Origin of the sequence: Anabaena sphaerica FACHB-251, assembly GCF_014696825.1 — a bacterium.
In the GTDB taxonomy this organism is placed as follows: domain Bacteria; phylum Cyanobacteriota; class Cyanobacteriia; order Cyanobacteriales; family Nostocaceae; genus RDYJ01.
Genome location: NZ_JACJQU010000003.1, coordinates 204007 through 219229, shown reverse-complemented (window position 1 = coordinate 219229; position 15223 = coordinate 204007). Strand labels below are relative to the sequence as shown.

Genomic DNA, 15223 nt, shown 5'->3' with positions numbered 1-15223 from the left:
TTACGCAAGATTGAACTCAAAACCTGATTCTTGCGTAGAGGTAATTCATGAATTACCTCTACTTCCGCTCTGTTTTGCGTAAGTCCTGTTTTGGTAATGGGTTTGACGTGGGCGATCGCCTCAAGTTAATGTTCGCATTATCGCGCTACAAGCTCTCTTCTGTAAGAGAATCAAGTTTATCTAGTATTATTAAACCTTCTTTTGCGTTGCCAGTTGCAGCCATAGCTTTAAATCTTGTGTGGGCATCAAATTCTGCTAGAGCTATGGTAGAAAGTTCTTCAATCAACTTATTAACACTGATGCCTTTGGCTTGAGCAAGTTGTTTCAATCTATTATGCTTATCGTCTGGTAAACGAATAGTTAAAGTCGCCATTTTTGTTTAACTCCTAATAATGTCTTCAGGTGTTAATATTGATAATTTAGGAAATAATAATTCAGCATTTTGGAAATCTTTGATGTTATGAGTGGCAATAATCTGAGCATTTCCCGCAACTGCTAATTCAATTATCGCTCTCCTGGTCTCCGAAAGCCTTAAGTTGAAATTAACTTGCTAAAGTTGCCTTGTGTCAATAAGGGAAAGTACGCAAACTATAAATACCTAACAGGGCTAAAAGTAGAGAATATTTTCAGTTCACACACAATCTGAAGATATAAGGCTCAGGAGAAAAACAAGTCTAACATCAACAAAGACAGAGCGAATATGAAATAATACATAAGTTGAAATTAACTTGCCAAATTTGCCTTGTATAAGTAAGGGAAATTTCATGACCTATTGGCTATTTCAGGGCAACCCCAAATATTACCGCATCATTGACGGCATCCGCGACTTTGAGCAGATGCCCTGGCTTGTTACACGCTATGCCAAAGACATTTTCGTAGTGGACGTGAACCCAGAGGTTGTTTGAAAATGAACAATGTTTATATTGCCGATATTCGGTCAATTACTCCTCGAAGTTATTCAGCTAAATATATTGCTGACAAAATGTATCCCTCCCATTTGTATGGAGATAAATTAAATATACTGGCAAAAAAACTGGCCGAAAAAATCGGAGTTGAACGTCGTGCCAGCGTCATTGATTATGAGTTGTATCCAGAAATTACGTTAGCTAACCCAGATGACCATCCGAAAGTGTGGGGAACAAGGATTATTAATGAGCTGACAGAAAATATTAATAAGGATGATATTGGCTTTTTGACTCTAAGTTATAATGTATCGTACCATAAAGACATATTGCCCAGTTTAGCTTCACAAATTGCGATAGATGCTCAACTTACAAAATTGGATGGAAATGACGAAGTTGCCTATTATGGTTGTGCATCATCAATTTATTCATTAGACCAAGCAGTTGAGTATTGCAAGAAATATGAAAGACCAGCAATTGTTTTTTCGTTTGATCAATGTACCACAAAATCTCTTCAACTAGACAAAAATGATTTAGATTTCAAGAAAATGTTAGTTACAAACTTGCTTTTTACAGACGGTGGTGTTGGAATGCTTATAATTCCTGAAAAAATGCGCTCACTTTTTCAGAAGCCATTACTAAAGATCATGAATATCAAAAAGAAATATATTCCAGGTGATCTCATCGCTATGAAAAATGGCAAATTATTGATAAGTTCTAACTTGAAAGATATTGTGCCAAAGTTAGTTTCAAATGAACTGGTTAAACCTTTTTTAAGGGAGAATCAACTAAACATTGAAGATCTAAGTGAATGGTCTGTACATCAAGGAGGCACTGAAGTACTTAAGCAATTCTGTGACAATGAATGCCTTGGTTTATCAGATAAACAAATTATGCGCTCTTTAGATTTATTTAGAAAACGTGGAAACACAAGCTCTGCTAGCTGCTTACTGGTTTTAGAAAGTTTTTTTAGTGACAGAAACTCAACTAGATCATCAAATTGTACAGGTATTATGCTAGGATTTGGAGCTGGTTATTATTTTGGTATTTTATTATATAAATGGGATAGTGGAACTTAAACAACTAGTTGACTGACAAAACTTTTAGACGTGACTATTAACAGTAAATGGTCACGATTACTCTCTGAGTCCAAATGATTCTTCCGCCCCAAAATCAGTTAACTCACATCTTGCACCTACCGAATAAGCCCGTAGAAAATAAATAATAAATACAAAAATATGACAGTGGATAATGAAGTAATTCAAGGATAATTATGCTTATCTTCTAGCTCACTGGAGTTATTTACAGACTCAGTTACCACTACCACCTCATTGGGGTAAGGCTGCACAAACTGCTCTTGAATCACTTTTTCCCAACATAGTTGTGTTTCTTATTTTACTGAATATTCAGCGATTAATTCCTCTCGCACGTGGTTGTGGTTTTGACATCTCTATTTCCAGGTGCAAGATGTGAGACTATACGTTCTGGGACTTTTAAAAGGGAGCAATGCAATTTTGTGGGATGACCCCACCGGTGAATGTGGGCATTCTGACAAAAGTAGTAGCAAAGTGATCGCTCTCCTTGTCTCCGAAAGGCTTAAGTTAAAATTAACTTGCTAAAGTTGCCTTGTGTCCGTAAGGGAAAGTACGCAAACTGAAATATGTAACAAGTAAAATGTAATCATGAAAAACAACAGCATATTGAAATATTTTCTGTTGCCTTTGACTGTAGGAAGCTTACTATCTGCTAATTTTCTATTTACAGGTAAATCAGCTTCTGCATATTGTGTTTACAATCGTTCAGATAGAGAAATAACGGGTGAAGATGTTCGTAGGCAGAATGATTCATTTTCTACGCGATGGAAAGAAACTTTACCTCCTGGTGCACATGGTTGTTGCCCTGGTCATCGACCAGAATGCATAAATGCTAGTGTCAGGATTACTTTTAAAGGTATTAGTCAGGTTTGTCAGCGTAATATTGGTGCTCGTGACTGGATAGTAGTCTCTACTAGACGCTCCGGGAACAAAACTGTTTTTGTCTGTGAACATAATAAACCCAAATAAAGTATTGAAAACAATTCAATTTCAATAATTAATTTCGCACCAAACACTTGTAGAGCGATCGCACCCCTAATATTCTTCATATCCTCATAAATGCCATCACTCTCTTACTAACCGTATCAAGGAAGCGATCGCCCTCTCCGCAACTCTCCCAAAACCCTAACCTATACCTTCCACCGCCCCCAAAGCCAATAAAGTTGATCGCTGCGCGGCTGTTAACCCAGTCACCCCCCTGATGTTCATCCCTTCATAAAGGCGATCTACTTTCAGGGTTTTTATGCACTCAAGAGTTCCCACATCCCAAAGCTTAATTCCCTCATCTTGACTAATATGAACCAAGATATTACCAACAGAATTAAAGCAAACAGAACATACTCCACTACTATGAGTATTCAACACTTTTAAACAGGTAAAGTTATTGATATCCCATAAGCAAATTGTTTGATCAGAACTCGCGGATGCCAAAGTACAACCGTCAGGACTAAAACTGACTGACCATACAGTAGAAGTATGTCCTTGCAACACTTTTACGCAAGTAAAGTTACTGGTATCCCATAATCGAATTGAGTGATCAACACTACCACTAGCGAGCATTTTACCATCAGGACTAAAACTCAATGACCAGACTCCATCAGTGTGACCTGGCAAGGTTGTTATACATTTACCTTCACCCACATCCCACAACTTAACCAAGCAGTCCTGACTAGCTGTAGCTAAAGTATTGCCATCTGGACTAAAGCTAACTGACCAGATTTCACCCGTGTGACCTTCTAATGTTTTTACACATTTATGCTTGTGAATATCCCACAACTTCACGCTTGCGTCCCTACTAGCACTAGCCAAGGTTTGACCATCTGGACTAAAGCTAACTGATGTTACTCCACCGCTATGACCATATAAGGTTGTAATACAATCACCAGAAATAACATCCCATAGCTTAATGCTGGTGTCATCACTGCCACTCGCTAATATAGAAGCATCAGGACTAAAGCTAACTGACCATACCCAATCTGTGTGACCTTGTAAAATTTTAGTAGAGTACCCAGATGCAATATCCCATAGCCTAACCAAACTATCACAACTACCTGTCGCCAACAGACAATCATCAGGGTTAAAACTGACCAAATGCGCCCCACTAGAATGACCCTGTAAAGTTCTCACGCACACACCTTTACTTACATCCCATAAACGCACGCTGGAATCCCTACTAGCACTAAATAAGATTTGATCATCTGGACTAAAAATAGCTGAATACACTTCACTGGTATGTCCGTGGAAAATTTTCACACACGTACCTTGCTGCACATTCCACAACCTCACACTGGAGTCATTACCACCTGTAGCTATGGTTTGACCATCTGAACTAAAGCAAACTGACCATACCCAATTTGTATGACCGTGAAATGTTCTTACGCACACACCTTTACTCACATCCCATAACCGAATAGAGTGGTCACTACTCCCACTGGCAAGAGTTTTAGCATCTGGACTGAAACGAACCGAACATACCCTACCATCATGACCTTGCAAAGTTTTTATACAGATACCTGTATCGATATCCCACAAGCGAATATCGCAATCATCACTACCACTGGCTAGGATAGAACCATCTGGATTAAACCTAACTGAACATACCGCACTAGTATGACCATGCAATATTTTGAGGCACTTACCTAAATAGACATCCCACAACCGAATCGAAGTGTCTTGACTACCACTGGCTAGAGTTTGACCATCCGAACTAAAGCTTATAGACCAAACAATACCTGTATGTGGATCTAAAGTTTTTAAACAATCTCCTGTTTGTGTATTCCACAACTTGATTAATCCGTCATGACCACCACTTGCCAGGGTTTGTCCATCTGGACTAAAGGCGACCGTCCAAACCAAACCTTCATGTCCTTTAAATGTCAACAAGTTTTTTCTATCTGCCATTTGCCACAAATGAATTTGCCCATCCATATCACCCGTAACCAACAGTTTTCCATCTGGACTCAAGGCAAGTGAGAAAATGCTCTTCAATGTTGTAGCAAATACAGACTGATCAAAAGTAGTATTTTGGAAATTAACTCCAGCTAAATTTACACCCTGTAGGTCAACTTGCCTAATGTTCAAATTTGAGAAGTCATACCCCTGTAAATTTACTTGCAAATGCGTTAACAAGTTAAGGACATTACCCCCCGCATACCCTGCTAATATTGCAACTTGATGTCTTTGCTGCTCTAATACATCCTGCAACAAAATAACCAGCTTTTGTTGACTGCCCATCTCTAGCAACAATTGCTCAAGCAAGGGTTGCACAATTAATTGCTTTTGTGTCTCCCGAATGTAGTCTTTGGCTGTTGCCTTAATTAAAGCATGGGTTTGGAATAAGCCTAAACGGACAGACTTTTCCCCTACTAATTGTTGACAAACTTGTTTAACCAATCGCTGTGTCGTATATGCCATTACGACTGGTTGTAGAAAGAAATGCTCGCTACTTCTTTCAATTAATGAACGTTGCAACAGAAATGTGATTGCTGAAAGTACGAGACCCTGGGAGGAAGATGTCACTATATCAGCAGCTAACTCGGCAATGGATACTGGCTCTCGATTAATTGCCAGCCAATACATTACTTCCTCTTGTACTGCTGACAAATGGTAGAACTGCCGTTCTAATAAGTCGCCAATGTCTTCAAAAATTAATATCCCGTGTTCCACATACTTTAAAAGCGGGGCAATTCTACCGTCGAAAAGCTCTTGGGTTCCGGCTGCTACCATCTTGAGAGCTAAGGGATTACCCCCATAATGCTTGATGAGTACCTGCCATTCTCGTTCTGTAGCTGTGAATTGTCCTTTTTCCTGGAATAACTGTTTTCCCTCGGTAGGATTTAATCCTTTTAATGGGAGCGACTTCACTCCTGTTCTCTCTCCTTCTAGTGGTATCATTTCTCTGGGTTTTTCTCTAGAAGTGAAGAGAACGCAACTATTATGAGGTACTTCACCAACGCGCTTGAGTAATTGACCATATCCCTCGTAGCCAGGACGATATTGCCCTGTTTGACCACCAGAGAGAATTGTTTCAACATTGTCTAAAATCAGCAGACATCGGTTTGATTGCAAACATTCCATCAGCTTTGATAGCAAACTAGCAAAGCTTTCCGGTATTACCATTTCCTTTCGCAACGCCGACAGCAAAGATTGCAGGATGTTTGTTATTTGCTCGTCTACTGGCGGTGCATTTTGCAGGCTGCGCCACACCACTACCTCAAATTCGCTTTGAATTTGCCGCCCCAACTTCACGGCTAGAGTGCTTTTGCCAATACCACCAATTCCCAACAGTCCAACTAAACGACACCGTTCTTCTAATATCCACTGTCGTAGCTGCAATAATTCTTCACTGCGGCCAAAAAACACGGATACGTCCGGTGCTTCTTGCCAGTCATACTGTGGGTTTGCTTGTCTAGTTTCTAGCTCCTCTAAGGTCGAGGTAGGGCGGGTATAATCGCTTTGAGATAACTCCAGACCAAAGGCAGCGAAGGCAAACTGCAAGGAACTTTTATCGACAGGTTCTAAGCGTGCCAAAATTCTAGATATAGTGTGTAGAGCTAAACGAGTGCGATCGCTCAGTTCTTCTAATGAAAAGCTATCTCCAGCATTCTCATCAAATTCGACTTGAGTTTTGGCAGCTTGAAATTTATCCCAGCCTTTTAGGGTGAGGATTACTCCCCGCCTGCGTCTGCTTGGTTGCTGTTTCATCAACGTTACCTAAAACGGAGTAGATGCGTCATAATTAAACGATACTGGGGTATTCTAACGATACATTCAAAATTCCGCCATTTGGCGTAAAATACCCGTCCTGAATGCTAAAAAAATGGATACCTGGGTCAATACCCTGGCAGGATTGAATGTATCCGGATTTGGGACTACCAACCACCAAATGCGAAAAATATTCAAGCAGTAGGGGCATCAACTGTTGGGCTAGGTGATGTCAGACGGGCTATGCTCGCAATTGCTGTTTGACCCAGGGGAAACGCACTTATAGGGCGGGGATTATCAAAACAATCGGGTCTAAAACCGGACTTAGTCCAAAGTTTTTGGAGCGGGGTATAAATCCCCATTACAAAAACGGACTCCTGCCTCCTGCCTCCGTTAAGTTAAATAATTGACTCAATCTTTTTCGTATCTGATCGCAGTCAAGGACTTAGTAAGTCCTATAAATCTCTCAGACGTGATATCTGCATCTGGAAATAAATATTGCAACATTTTCCGATCCAGCAAGCGGTAATGTTCAAGCTTAGAAGCTGCTTCGCCAACACTTTTGTAGCGTTGATGATTTCCTAGAGCAAAGCGCATAACTAAGCTAATTCTTACAGGTCTGGGAAGCCAATGAAAAAACGGACACATAAAATGTGGTTCTATAGGAAACCAAAAATATGGAGTTTGAAGATATATATTTGGTGCTAATCTCCTGACCTCTTTTGCAAAGCTAACCATCTGTTGCCAATCACCAACATGCTCAATTACAGAGTTTGAATGAGCTATGTGAAAAGAGTTGTCATCAAAGAAATTGAGGTTACAGCCATCACCGTGAATAAATTTATAATGCTCTTCAGTTTCGGGTAATATTTCACCCGGAAAATTAACAATTGTTATATAAATCTTATATTCTTTTAATAACTGTTCAGGCAATACACTCCAATAATTTTTTCTCCCACCAATATCAAGAATACTAACTTCTCCATGTTTCTCATAAACTTTATTAATCATGGATATAAGAGGTAATATCCGCTTGGCTCTAAACTTCGATCCTATAGAGTCAGGATTATCATAATTACCAATATTCTGGGCTAATTGTTTTGATATATTGATTGTTTTCATAATTCTCTCAGGGAAAATGAACTGGCGGAATATTTATAACTAAGTGGTTTATTAAATTTATATGATGTTTTTACAAAAAAAAGTTAGCTTATTAATATTTTGTAATATCAAAGGAAACAGCATCTCAAATAAAAGGTGTATCTAGACCACGCTTTCAAGCACAAACCGGGATGGATTTAGGGTATGAAAGACAGTTATTGGCAGCCAAAGAAATGATATATAGGAATCCGATTTTGTTTATGAATTTTTCGTTGAGGTGGGGAATATGCAATAAGGAATATGCAATAAGGAATATGCAATAGGGAATAGATGTGTACGCAATCTGTTCAAAAATTAAGGCGTTGCTAATTAAGAGAGTATGATTTTGTTTCACGCAGAGGCGCTCCAGTCACAGAGAGTAAGAGTTTGAAATCATTGATTTTTCAATTTCATACCCTAATTCAGCAACGCCAAAATTAAATAGGAGTCCTATAGAACTTACGCAAAATATCTCTCAAACTCTCTTTCCTAAGCTATGCCCAAAAATATGGGATACAAGCCTTGTCCTTCTAAGACCGATGGTAAGACTATTTCGATAGCACAACCCACTGAAGCGTTAGGGAATCTTCGGACTTGAGGACGAGGAGGTATGTCAAATGAAGCAGAATTTAAAATTCTGTTTTATTTTATACAATTTTAAAATTGTTTAGTCGTTATACTCATTGCTTAAGGTTCTACCTGGGAATTGATGAAGTGGCAAGACCACTTCATTTTTATTGCCTAAATGTGGAATTTTCAATCATTAACTAGCTCATCGCGCCATTTTTCGCGGTTTTCTCGTTTTTCTATCTCTCGTACCTCACCATCACGCACTCTGTCTAAATTCCAACTTCCCCACTTTAAAGCTTTCTGTCCTTCTAAATGGTTAATAAATTGTATAATCGGCTCATCAAGGTCGATGGGAGATTTTAAATTAAACTGAATAGTCTCGAAAATTTTGCTATCATTCTTGATAAAGAATTGAGCTACGAATTTACTCAACCACAAAATTAAGCGATTATATAGCCGACCGAAAATACCCTGACGTTTTTTAGTAATGAAAATTGTCAGTCCTTCAGTTTTTCCTCCGGCTATTAAACGCAAAGCAAACATAATGTGGAAATGTAAGAAATCTGTACCAACTGTTACCATCCCTGTAGTACCATACCAATAGCAAAGACTGTAAATTACAGGTTTTTTGTAGAAAGGACGGATCAGTTTCATCAAAAAAGAATCACGGCTATTCTGTGTAGTGTTAGTGAACGTAATAGCATTTTCATTCAGTTCCTGTTTTTCAAAATTAAATTCTGATAGCAGCTTGTGAACTGTATTAAAATGTTGAGCATCGATAGCATTAACCATGAAAACATTTGGGTGACAGTTCGTGATAAACCGTAAACCAAAAGCACTATCATACTCCTCAAGTTCTAACTCAGGAATAAAAGGTAAAGGCTGTTGTGGTGTTTCTCCAGTCCAAACCCAAACCAACCCATATTTTTCGGCGGTAGGCCAAGTTTTAGCCCTGACATTAATTGGTTCATCCAAACAAGGAATATCAACACAAAAACCTTGTGCATCGTATTTCCAATTATGAAAAAAACAGCGTAATTCATTACCCTCAACTTTGCCTTCTGCAAGATGAGCGCCCATGTGTGGACAGTAAGCATCAAAAATAACTGCTTGTCTATCTTCACCACGATAGATTACTAAATCTCTCCCCAAAATTGTCACGGGTTTAACTTCACCAACCCGCAATTTTCGAGAGGATATTACCCAATACCAACCCTCAATAAAACGCTCTGGTTGATTAAAAATTTTCGGTTTCCGTGCGTAGTTCACATTTTCAGCGTTGACATTCATGTTTAGATTTTCACTTGCAGTCAAGCGGTTAATCTAGAAATATCACGCCAAGGTAATAAAAACAGTTATTTTCGGTACTTCATTAGTGATTGGGGATTGGTGATTAGTGATTAGTGATTAGGGATTGGTGATTGGGAAAAATAAAATTTATTATGAGTTCAAGACGTGAAATGAACTAACCACGAAGGAGCGAAGGACACGAAGGTAAGAAGGGAAAAGAGAGTTTTTGGTGTTGCTGCGGTTATTTTTGCAAAATTGGGATGCTCCCGTTTTAGGAAACTCTTAACAGGGAATAAATTGGTGTGTACTTCATTAGACGGGGAAACGCTATATTAGTTGGGTGGTACTTTTGGTTTGCTGAAGATAAACCACCATAACTCTATTCCAATTAAAGCTAAACCTGCGACTGTAGCAGCAACTTTCACACCTAAAGGTTGTTCAATAATTTGAAATTGGTTATGGTGTTGTGAATGGGAACTTGGCATTTCTGCTGATGCGGGGCTTGATGTCAATAACATTAAACAAGCAAGACTTACCCACAGGGTTTTGTGATTCAACATTTAATTGACTCCTGCTTGAAATTTACGCAATCTTAAGGCATTGCTGACTACAGAAACCGAGGAAAGCGCCATTGCTGCACCGGCGATAATTGGGTTAAGTAACCAACCAAAAATAGGGTAAAGAATACCAGCAGCAACAGGAATACCAATGATATTGTAAATAAAAGCAAAGAAGAGATTTTGCTTAATATTATTAATGGTAGCGCGACTGAGTTGAATAGCGGTGACAATTGCTTGTAAATCTCCAGAAATTAGGGTAATATCACTTGCTGCGATCGCCACATCTGTCCCCGTTCCAATAGCTATCCCCACATCTGCTTGCGCTAAAGCTGGTGCATCATTAATTCCATCCCCTACCATCGCTACAATTTTAGATTTTGGATTTTGGATTTTGGATTGCAAAGATTGAACAATAGCCGCTTTTTGATCTGGTCTAACTTGAGCAAAAACCTGAGTAATACCAACTTGATCAGCGATCGCTTCCGCAGTTGGGCGATTATCTCCTGTTAACATTACTACTTCTAAACCTAACTTTTGCAGTGCTTTTACCGCTGCGGCTGAGGAAGGTTTCAAGGTATCAGCAATACCCATTATCCCCTCTAATTCCCCATCAACAGCTATTAAAATTACCGTTTTTCCTCCCACTTCCCAAGCAACTTGATATTCTTGCAGAGAATCTGTAACAATTCCTAATTCTGTTAACCAGCGTTCTGTACCAATTTGCACGAGATGATGATTAACAATACCTTGCACCCCACTACCAGCAACAGCTACAAAATCCGCAACTTCTGCTAACCTCACCTGTTGAGATTCGGCATATTTAACCACAGCTTCCGCTACAGGATGTTCAGAATTTCTTTCTACAGTTGCTGCTAACTTTAATAATTCCAGTTCATTTTGATTAGCTGTACCTTTAACAGTGACGAAATCTGTAACCGTCGGTTTACCTTCAGTTAAAGTGCCGGTTTTATCGAGAACAATAGTTTGAATTTTGTGTGCTAACTCTAAACTTTGGGCATCTTTAATTAAAATGCCATTTTCCGCACCTTTACCAGTTCCTACCATCACCGAAGTAGGAGTAGCTAAACCCAAAGCACAGGGACAGGCAATAATTAAAACACCCACCATTGTGATCATCGAGAGGGTAAAATTACCCGTAAAATTAAACCAGATCACAAAAGTTGCGATCGCGATCGCAATCACAGCAGGAACAAACCACCCTGTCACCTGATCCGCTAACCTTTGAATAGGTGCTTTAGAACCCTGCGCTTCTTGCACTAACTTGACAATTTGTGATAAAAACGTATCCTTTCCTACCCTAGTCACCCTAAACCTAAAACTACCAGTTTTATTAATCGTCGCCCCAATCACCTCATCTCCTGATTGCTTCTTCACAGGTAAACTTTCACCTGTCACCATAGCCTCATCTACCATTGAAGCCCCATCAATCACTTCCCCATCAACCGGAATTTTTTCCCCCGGACGCACCAAAATCACATCATTAACTCTCACCTCGCCGATGGGAATATCCATTTCCACTCCATCCCGCATCACTCTAGCAGTTCTCGCTTGCAGTCCCATCAGTTTGTGAATAGCTTCCGAAGTTTGTCCCCTAGCGCGATGTTCCAAAAACCGCCCCAACAGAATTAAAGTCACAACCATTGCCGCAACTTCATAATAAACATGAGTTTGCAAACCTTGGGCAATAAAAAACTCTGGGAAAAGCGTAACCACTAAAGAATATAAATAAGCAGCACCTGTACCCAATGCAATTAAAGTATCCATCGTTGCCGTGTGGCGTTTTAAAGACTTCCAAGCATTGAGGAAAAAAGACCCACCACACCAAAATTCAACTGGAGTTGTTAACACCAACTGCAACCAAGGATGATGTAAAAAATCTGGAATAAAAGGCAACTTTAAGCCTATCATCATCGGTAAAGAACCGAAAAACAGAAAAACGCTAATTACACCACCTGTCCATAGTTTACGCTTCAGTTCTTGTTGTTCTGCTAACCTACTCGCCTTCTCAGCCTCATCTTCACCTTGTGCTTCTTGTAGCGAAAAAGAAGAATAACCCGCAACCTCAATAGCAGTTTGAATTTCCTCTAAATTTGTCTGTTTTGGCTCATAATTAATTGTTGCTTGTTCTGTACCAAAATTAACATTGCAATCAATTACACCAGGAACTGCAAGTATTGCCTGTTCAACGTTATTAGCACAGGAAGCACAACTCATTCCTTTGAGTTTGAGAGTGAGATTATCCATATTTATTTAGAGTAGGCAACAGGGAACAGGGAACGGGGAATAGGGAATAGGGAACAGGCAAAAGTTTTTTAATTTTGACTTTTGACTTTTGATTTAATTTGTCTCCCCAGTCCCCATCTCCTCAACTATTAAGCAGGAGGATAACCAGCAGCAACTAAAGCTTCTTTAATGGCAGTTTCTGAAGCTTGAGTATCTACATTTACCAGCTTGGTTGTGGGGTCAGCTTCAACGTTAGCGTTAGCATCAACAGCCTTAACTGCATTGGTAATATTGTTGGCACAAGCAGAACAAGCCATTCCCGGAACTGTAAGTTTGATTGTCATAACTTTAAAAAGAAGAAAGTGAACAAAAAATTAAGATTCAACTGGAGACAACTGCTGCAACTTTTGAATTTGAGCAGTTTGCGTTTTGATGATAGCTTGAGCTAAATTACGAATTTGTGGCGCATTAGCATTTTCAGCAGCTTTTGAGGCCATCTTCACAGACATTTGCTGATGATGAATCATCTTTTGTAAAAATTCCTGGTCAAAGTTAGGGGAATTTTCCAAAGATTCTAAACTCATATTTTTGCCCATTCCCTGACCATTGCCCATACCCATACAATTCATGACACCAGCAGGAACTTCTGCACCATACAACTGTTTGTAAAAAGCTTGCAATTGCTCAATTTCTTTGGTTTGCTCGGTTTTTATCTCGGTTGCCAATGCTTTGATTTGCGGATTTTTCGCCTTCTGTAAAGCCAAATCTGCCATTTTCAGCGTTTTTTGGTCGTGGTGAATCATCATGGTGATGAAACGCTGATCTCCCTGCGGCTGGGGCATAGTGTTGGTCATGTCAGCAGGGGCAGATGGTGAGTGTTGGTGTTGTTCGGCTATGGCGCTATTGGTTAGAGATAAAGCGGCAAGTAAACCTAAAAGACCAAAATTTACTGATTTGTTAAGCATAGTTTTTGCTCCTTTCGCTTCCCAAGGAAGGTTTAGGGCATTTCCGCCAAAAATCAGCAATTTGTGTTTTATTACTAATTCTTGGCTGAGAGTCCTGTTACATTAATCCTAAACCCTCCAGTCTGCTAGAGAGTCTAGAGAAGCTTTACAAATCTTAAAATTTTGATGTTGACACCAGTAAGATCAAGTCCAACTCCATACTGTTCTGTTAAGGTTTCAAAATCGCGAAGATCCCCCCAACCCCCCTTTTTAAGGGGGTCAAGCGACAACTATTGTGTCTACTGCTAAAATTCATGTTTGCCAATTATCAGCCTACAGCGAATTAGTATAAAAATCTCCAGATACAGGAATTTCTATAATAAATTCTGAACATCCTTCAGGGCAGCCTTGATAAATCAAACTACCTTTATGAATATCAGTGATGATTTGGTAGCTAGTGAATAAACCTAATCCAACTCCTTTTTTTACTGATTTAGTAGTAAAAAATGGTTCAAATATATGAGCTTTATTTTCTTGAGGAATACCTATACCATTGTCTTTAATACTAATTTTTATGTGATTTTTAGGCATAATTTGAGTATTAATCCAAATTGTAGGTTGAAATGAACTATCGAGAATTGAATTAAATCGTGATTTAAGTGCTTCAATAGCATTCTGTAAAATATTTAGCAAAGCTTGATTGAATAGATTTGTATATCCAATAACTTCAGGTATATCTTCATATTCCTTAAGAATTGAAATACCGACTGAGCCTTCTAACTCAAGTTGATAGAGTAGTGTCATCAGAATGCTATCGATACTTTCATGAACATCAAAAGGTTTGATACCTGACTGATCAAGACGAGAGAAAATATGCAGAGCTTGAATAACTGAACGAATCCTTTCTGCTCCTGTGTGGATGGAAGCAATAATTTTTGTAAAATCGGAATTAATGAAATCTAATTCTATTTCATCGATAAAATTTCTTATTTCTGGGGTTGCATCTGGAAATGCTTGTTGATAAAGCTTAATTAAGCTAATCAGTTTTTGACTATATTCAGACGCAGGACTAAGATTGCCAAGAATAAAACTCAGCGGGTTGTTAATTTCATGAGCAATTCCTGCAGCAATTCGACCTGCGTTAACTAGCTTTTCTTTTTGGATTAGTTCAGCTTGAGTATTTTGTAAGACTAAGAGAGTATTTTGTAGCTGCTCATTACGAGATTTTAATTCTTTCTGGAGGTCTTTGAGCTTTAACTGAGTCTGAATTCTTGCCAAAACTTCATCTAAATAAAATGGTTTAGTAATGTAATCAATACCTCCTACTTGGAATGCTCTAACTTTATCAGTAACATCATTCCCAGCACTCAAGAAAATAATGGGAATTGAACTTGTTGTGAAATCATTCTTTAAAAATTCGCATACCTCATACCCTCCCATTCCTGGCATATTGATGTCTAGAAGAATCAAATCGGGGGGAAGTGTCCTAACAGCCATTAATGCAGCCTGTCCGTTGATTGCTTTGCGAACTTGATAATGGTGCTTGGACAAAAAATCAGATAAAAACCGAATATTTTCTAGCTTATCATCGACAATGAGAATGTCGGCTAGAAATGCTTGAGCTTGTATAGGCATATCAGTATCCTACGGTTTCTGAATTAAATTAATTAAATTTGAATTTAAAACCTTATAGGACTTACGCAAGATTGAACTCAAAACCTGATTCTTGCGTAGGGGTAATTCATGAATTACCCCTACTTCCGTTCTGTTTTGCG

12 protein-coding genes are annotated in these 15223 nt (G+C 38.9%); 3 read left to right on the top strand and 9 right to left on the bottom strand.

Annotated elements, in window-relative coordinates:
• Positions 1-145: 145 nt before the first annotated feature.
• Positions 146-373, bottom strand: coding sequence for a toxin-antitoxin system HicB family antitoxin (locus H6G06_RS07975; RefSeq protein WP_190558820.1), 228 nt, complete (start codon positions 371-373; stop codon positions 146-148).
• A 391-nt stretch (positions 374-764) separates the two neighbouring features.
• Here H6G06_RS07975 and H6G06_RS07970 point away from each other — a divergent pair, with 391 nt between their 5' ends.
• From H6G06_RS07970 to H6G06_RS07960, 3 genes are all read left to right on the top strand, one after another.
• Complete coding sequence (locus H6G06_RS07970) at positions 765-905, top strand: hypothetical protein (RefSeq protein WP_199306625.1); 141 nt, start codon at positions 765-767, stop codon at positions 903-905.
• A 2-nt stretch (positions 906-907) separates the two neighbouring features.
• Entirely contained in the window at positions 908-1981 is a 1074-nt protein-coding gene (locus tag H6G06_RS07965) for a 3-oxoacyl-[acyl-carrier-protein] synthase III C-terminal domain-containing protein (RefSeq protein ID WP_190558818.1), read from the top strand.
• Positions 1982-2584: 603 nt separating this feature from the next.
• Positions 2585-2965, top strand: coding sequence for a hypothetical protein (locus H6G06_RS07960; RefSeq protein WP_190558816.1), 381 nt, complete (start codon positions 2585-2587; stop codon positions 2963-2965).
• Positions 2966-3121: 156 nt separating this feature from the next.
• Here H6G06_RS07960 and H6G06_RS07955 read toward each other — a convergent pair whose 3' ends face one another.
• From H6G06_RS07955 to H6G06_RS07920, 8 genes are all read right to left on the bottom strand, one after another.
• Entirely contained in the window at positions 3122-6700 is a 3579-nt protein-coding gene (locus H6G06_RS07955; RefSeq protein WP_190558814.1) for an NB-ARC domain-containing protein, read from the bottom strand.
• Between the two features lie 411 nt (positions 6701-7111).
• Positions 7112-7822 carry a class I SAM-dependent methyltransferase gene (locus tag H6G06_RS07950; RefSeq protein WP_190558812.1) on the bottom strand — a complete coding sequence of 237 codons (711 nt, stop codon included), beginning with the start codon at positions 7820-7822 and terminating at the stop codon, positions 7112-7114.
• Positions 7823-8596: 774 nt separating this feature from the next.
• On the bottom strand, positions 8597-9700 hold the full coding sequence (locus H6G06_RS07945) for an aromatic ring-hydroxylating dioxygenase subunit alpha (RefSeq protein WP_190558810.1): 1104 nt from the start codon (positions 9698-9700) through the stop codon (positions 8597-8599).
• A gap of 332 nt (positions 9701-10032) precedes the next feature.
• Positions 10033-10260 (bottom strand): hypothetical protein, encoded by a 228-nt coding sequence (locus tag H6G06_RS07940; protein ID WP_190558808.1) that lies wholly within the window; start codon positions 10258-10260, stop codon positions 10033-10035.
• Entirely contained in the window at positions 10261-12525 is a 2265-nt protein-coding gene (locus tag H6G06_RS07935; RefSeq protein WP_190558806.1) for a heavy metal translocating P-type ATPase, read from the bottom strand.
• A 128-nt stretch (positions 12526-12653) separates the two neighbouring features.
• Positions 12654-12848, bottom strand: coding sequence for a heavy-metal-associated domain-containing protein (locus H6G06_RS07930; RefSeq protein ID WP_190558805.1), 195 nt, complete (start codon positions 12846-12848; stop codon positions 12654-12656).
• A gap of 30 nt (positions 12849-12878) precedes the next feature.
• Positions 12879-13469, bottom strand: coding sequence for a DUF305 domain-containing protein (locus H6G06_RS07925; RefSeq protein ID WP_190558803.1), 591 nt, complete (start codon positions 13467-13469; stop codon positions 12879-12881).
• Positions 13470-13781: 312 nt separating this feature from the next.
• The gene (locus H6G06_RS07920) at positions 13782-15083 is read right to left on the bottom strand and encodes a hybrid sensor histidine kinase/response regulator (RefSeq protein WP_190558801.1); all 1302 of its coding nucleotides are present in this window, start codon (positions 15081-15083) and stop codon (positions 13782-13784) included.
• Positions 15084-15223 lie beyond the last annotated feature (140 nt).

Excerpts from the sequence above, each read along its gene's own strand:
- H6G06_RS07975 (WP_190558820.1), bottom strand. The coding sequence starts at position 373 with ATGGCGACTTTAACTATTCGTTTACCAGACGATAAGCATAATAGATTG.
- H6G06_RS07970 (WP_199306625.1), top strand. The coding sequence starts at position 765 with ATGACCTATTGGCTATTTCAGGGCAACCCCAAATATTACCGCATCATT.
- H6G06_RS07965 (WP_190558818.1), top strand. The coding sequence starts at position 908 with ATGAACAATGTTTATATTGCCGATATTCGGTCAATTACTCCTCGAAGT.
- H6G06_RS07960 (WP_190558816.1), top strand. The coding sequence starts at position 2,585 with ATGAAAAACAACAGCATATTGAAATATTTTCTGTTGCCTTTGACTGTA.
- H6G06_RS07955 (WP_190558814.1), bottom strand. The coding sequence starts at position 6,700 with ATGAAACAGCAACCAAGCAGACGCAGGCGGGGAGTAATCCTCACCCTA.
- H6G06_RS07950 (WP_190558812.1), bottom strand. The coding sequence starts at position 7,822 with ATGAAAACAATCAATATATCAAAACAATTAGCCCAGAATATTGGTAAT.
- H6G06_RS07945 (WP_190558810.1), bottom strand. The coding sequence starts at position 9,700 with ATGAATGTCAACGCTGAAAATGTGAACTACGCACGGAAACCGAAAATT.
- H6G06_RS07940 (WP_190558808.1), bottom strand. The coding sequence starts at position 10,260 with ATGTTGAATCACAAAACCCTGTGGGTAAGTCTTGCTTGTTTAATGTTA.
- H6G06_RS07935 (WP_190558806.1), bottom strand. The coding sequence starts at position 12,525 with ATGGATAATCTCACTCTCAAACTCAAAGGAATGAGTTGTGCTTCCTGT.
- H6G06_RS07930 (WP_190558805.1), bottom strand. The coding sequence starts at position 12,848 with ATGACAATCAAACTTACAGTTCCGGGAATGGCTTGTTCTGCTTGTGCC.
- H6G06_RS07925 (WP_190558803.1), bottom strand. The coding sequence starts at position 13,469 with ATGCTTAACAAATCAGTAAATTTTGGTCTTTTAGGTTTACTTGCCGCT.
- H6G06_RS07920 (WP_190558801.1), bottom strand. The coding sequence starts at position 15,083 with ATGCCTATACAAGCTCAAGCATTTCTAGCCGACATTCTCATTGTCGAT.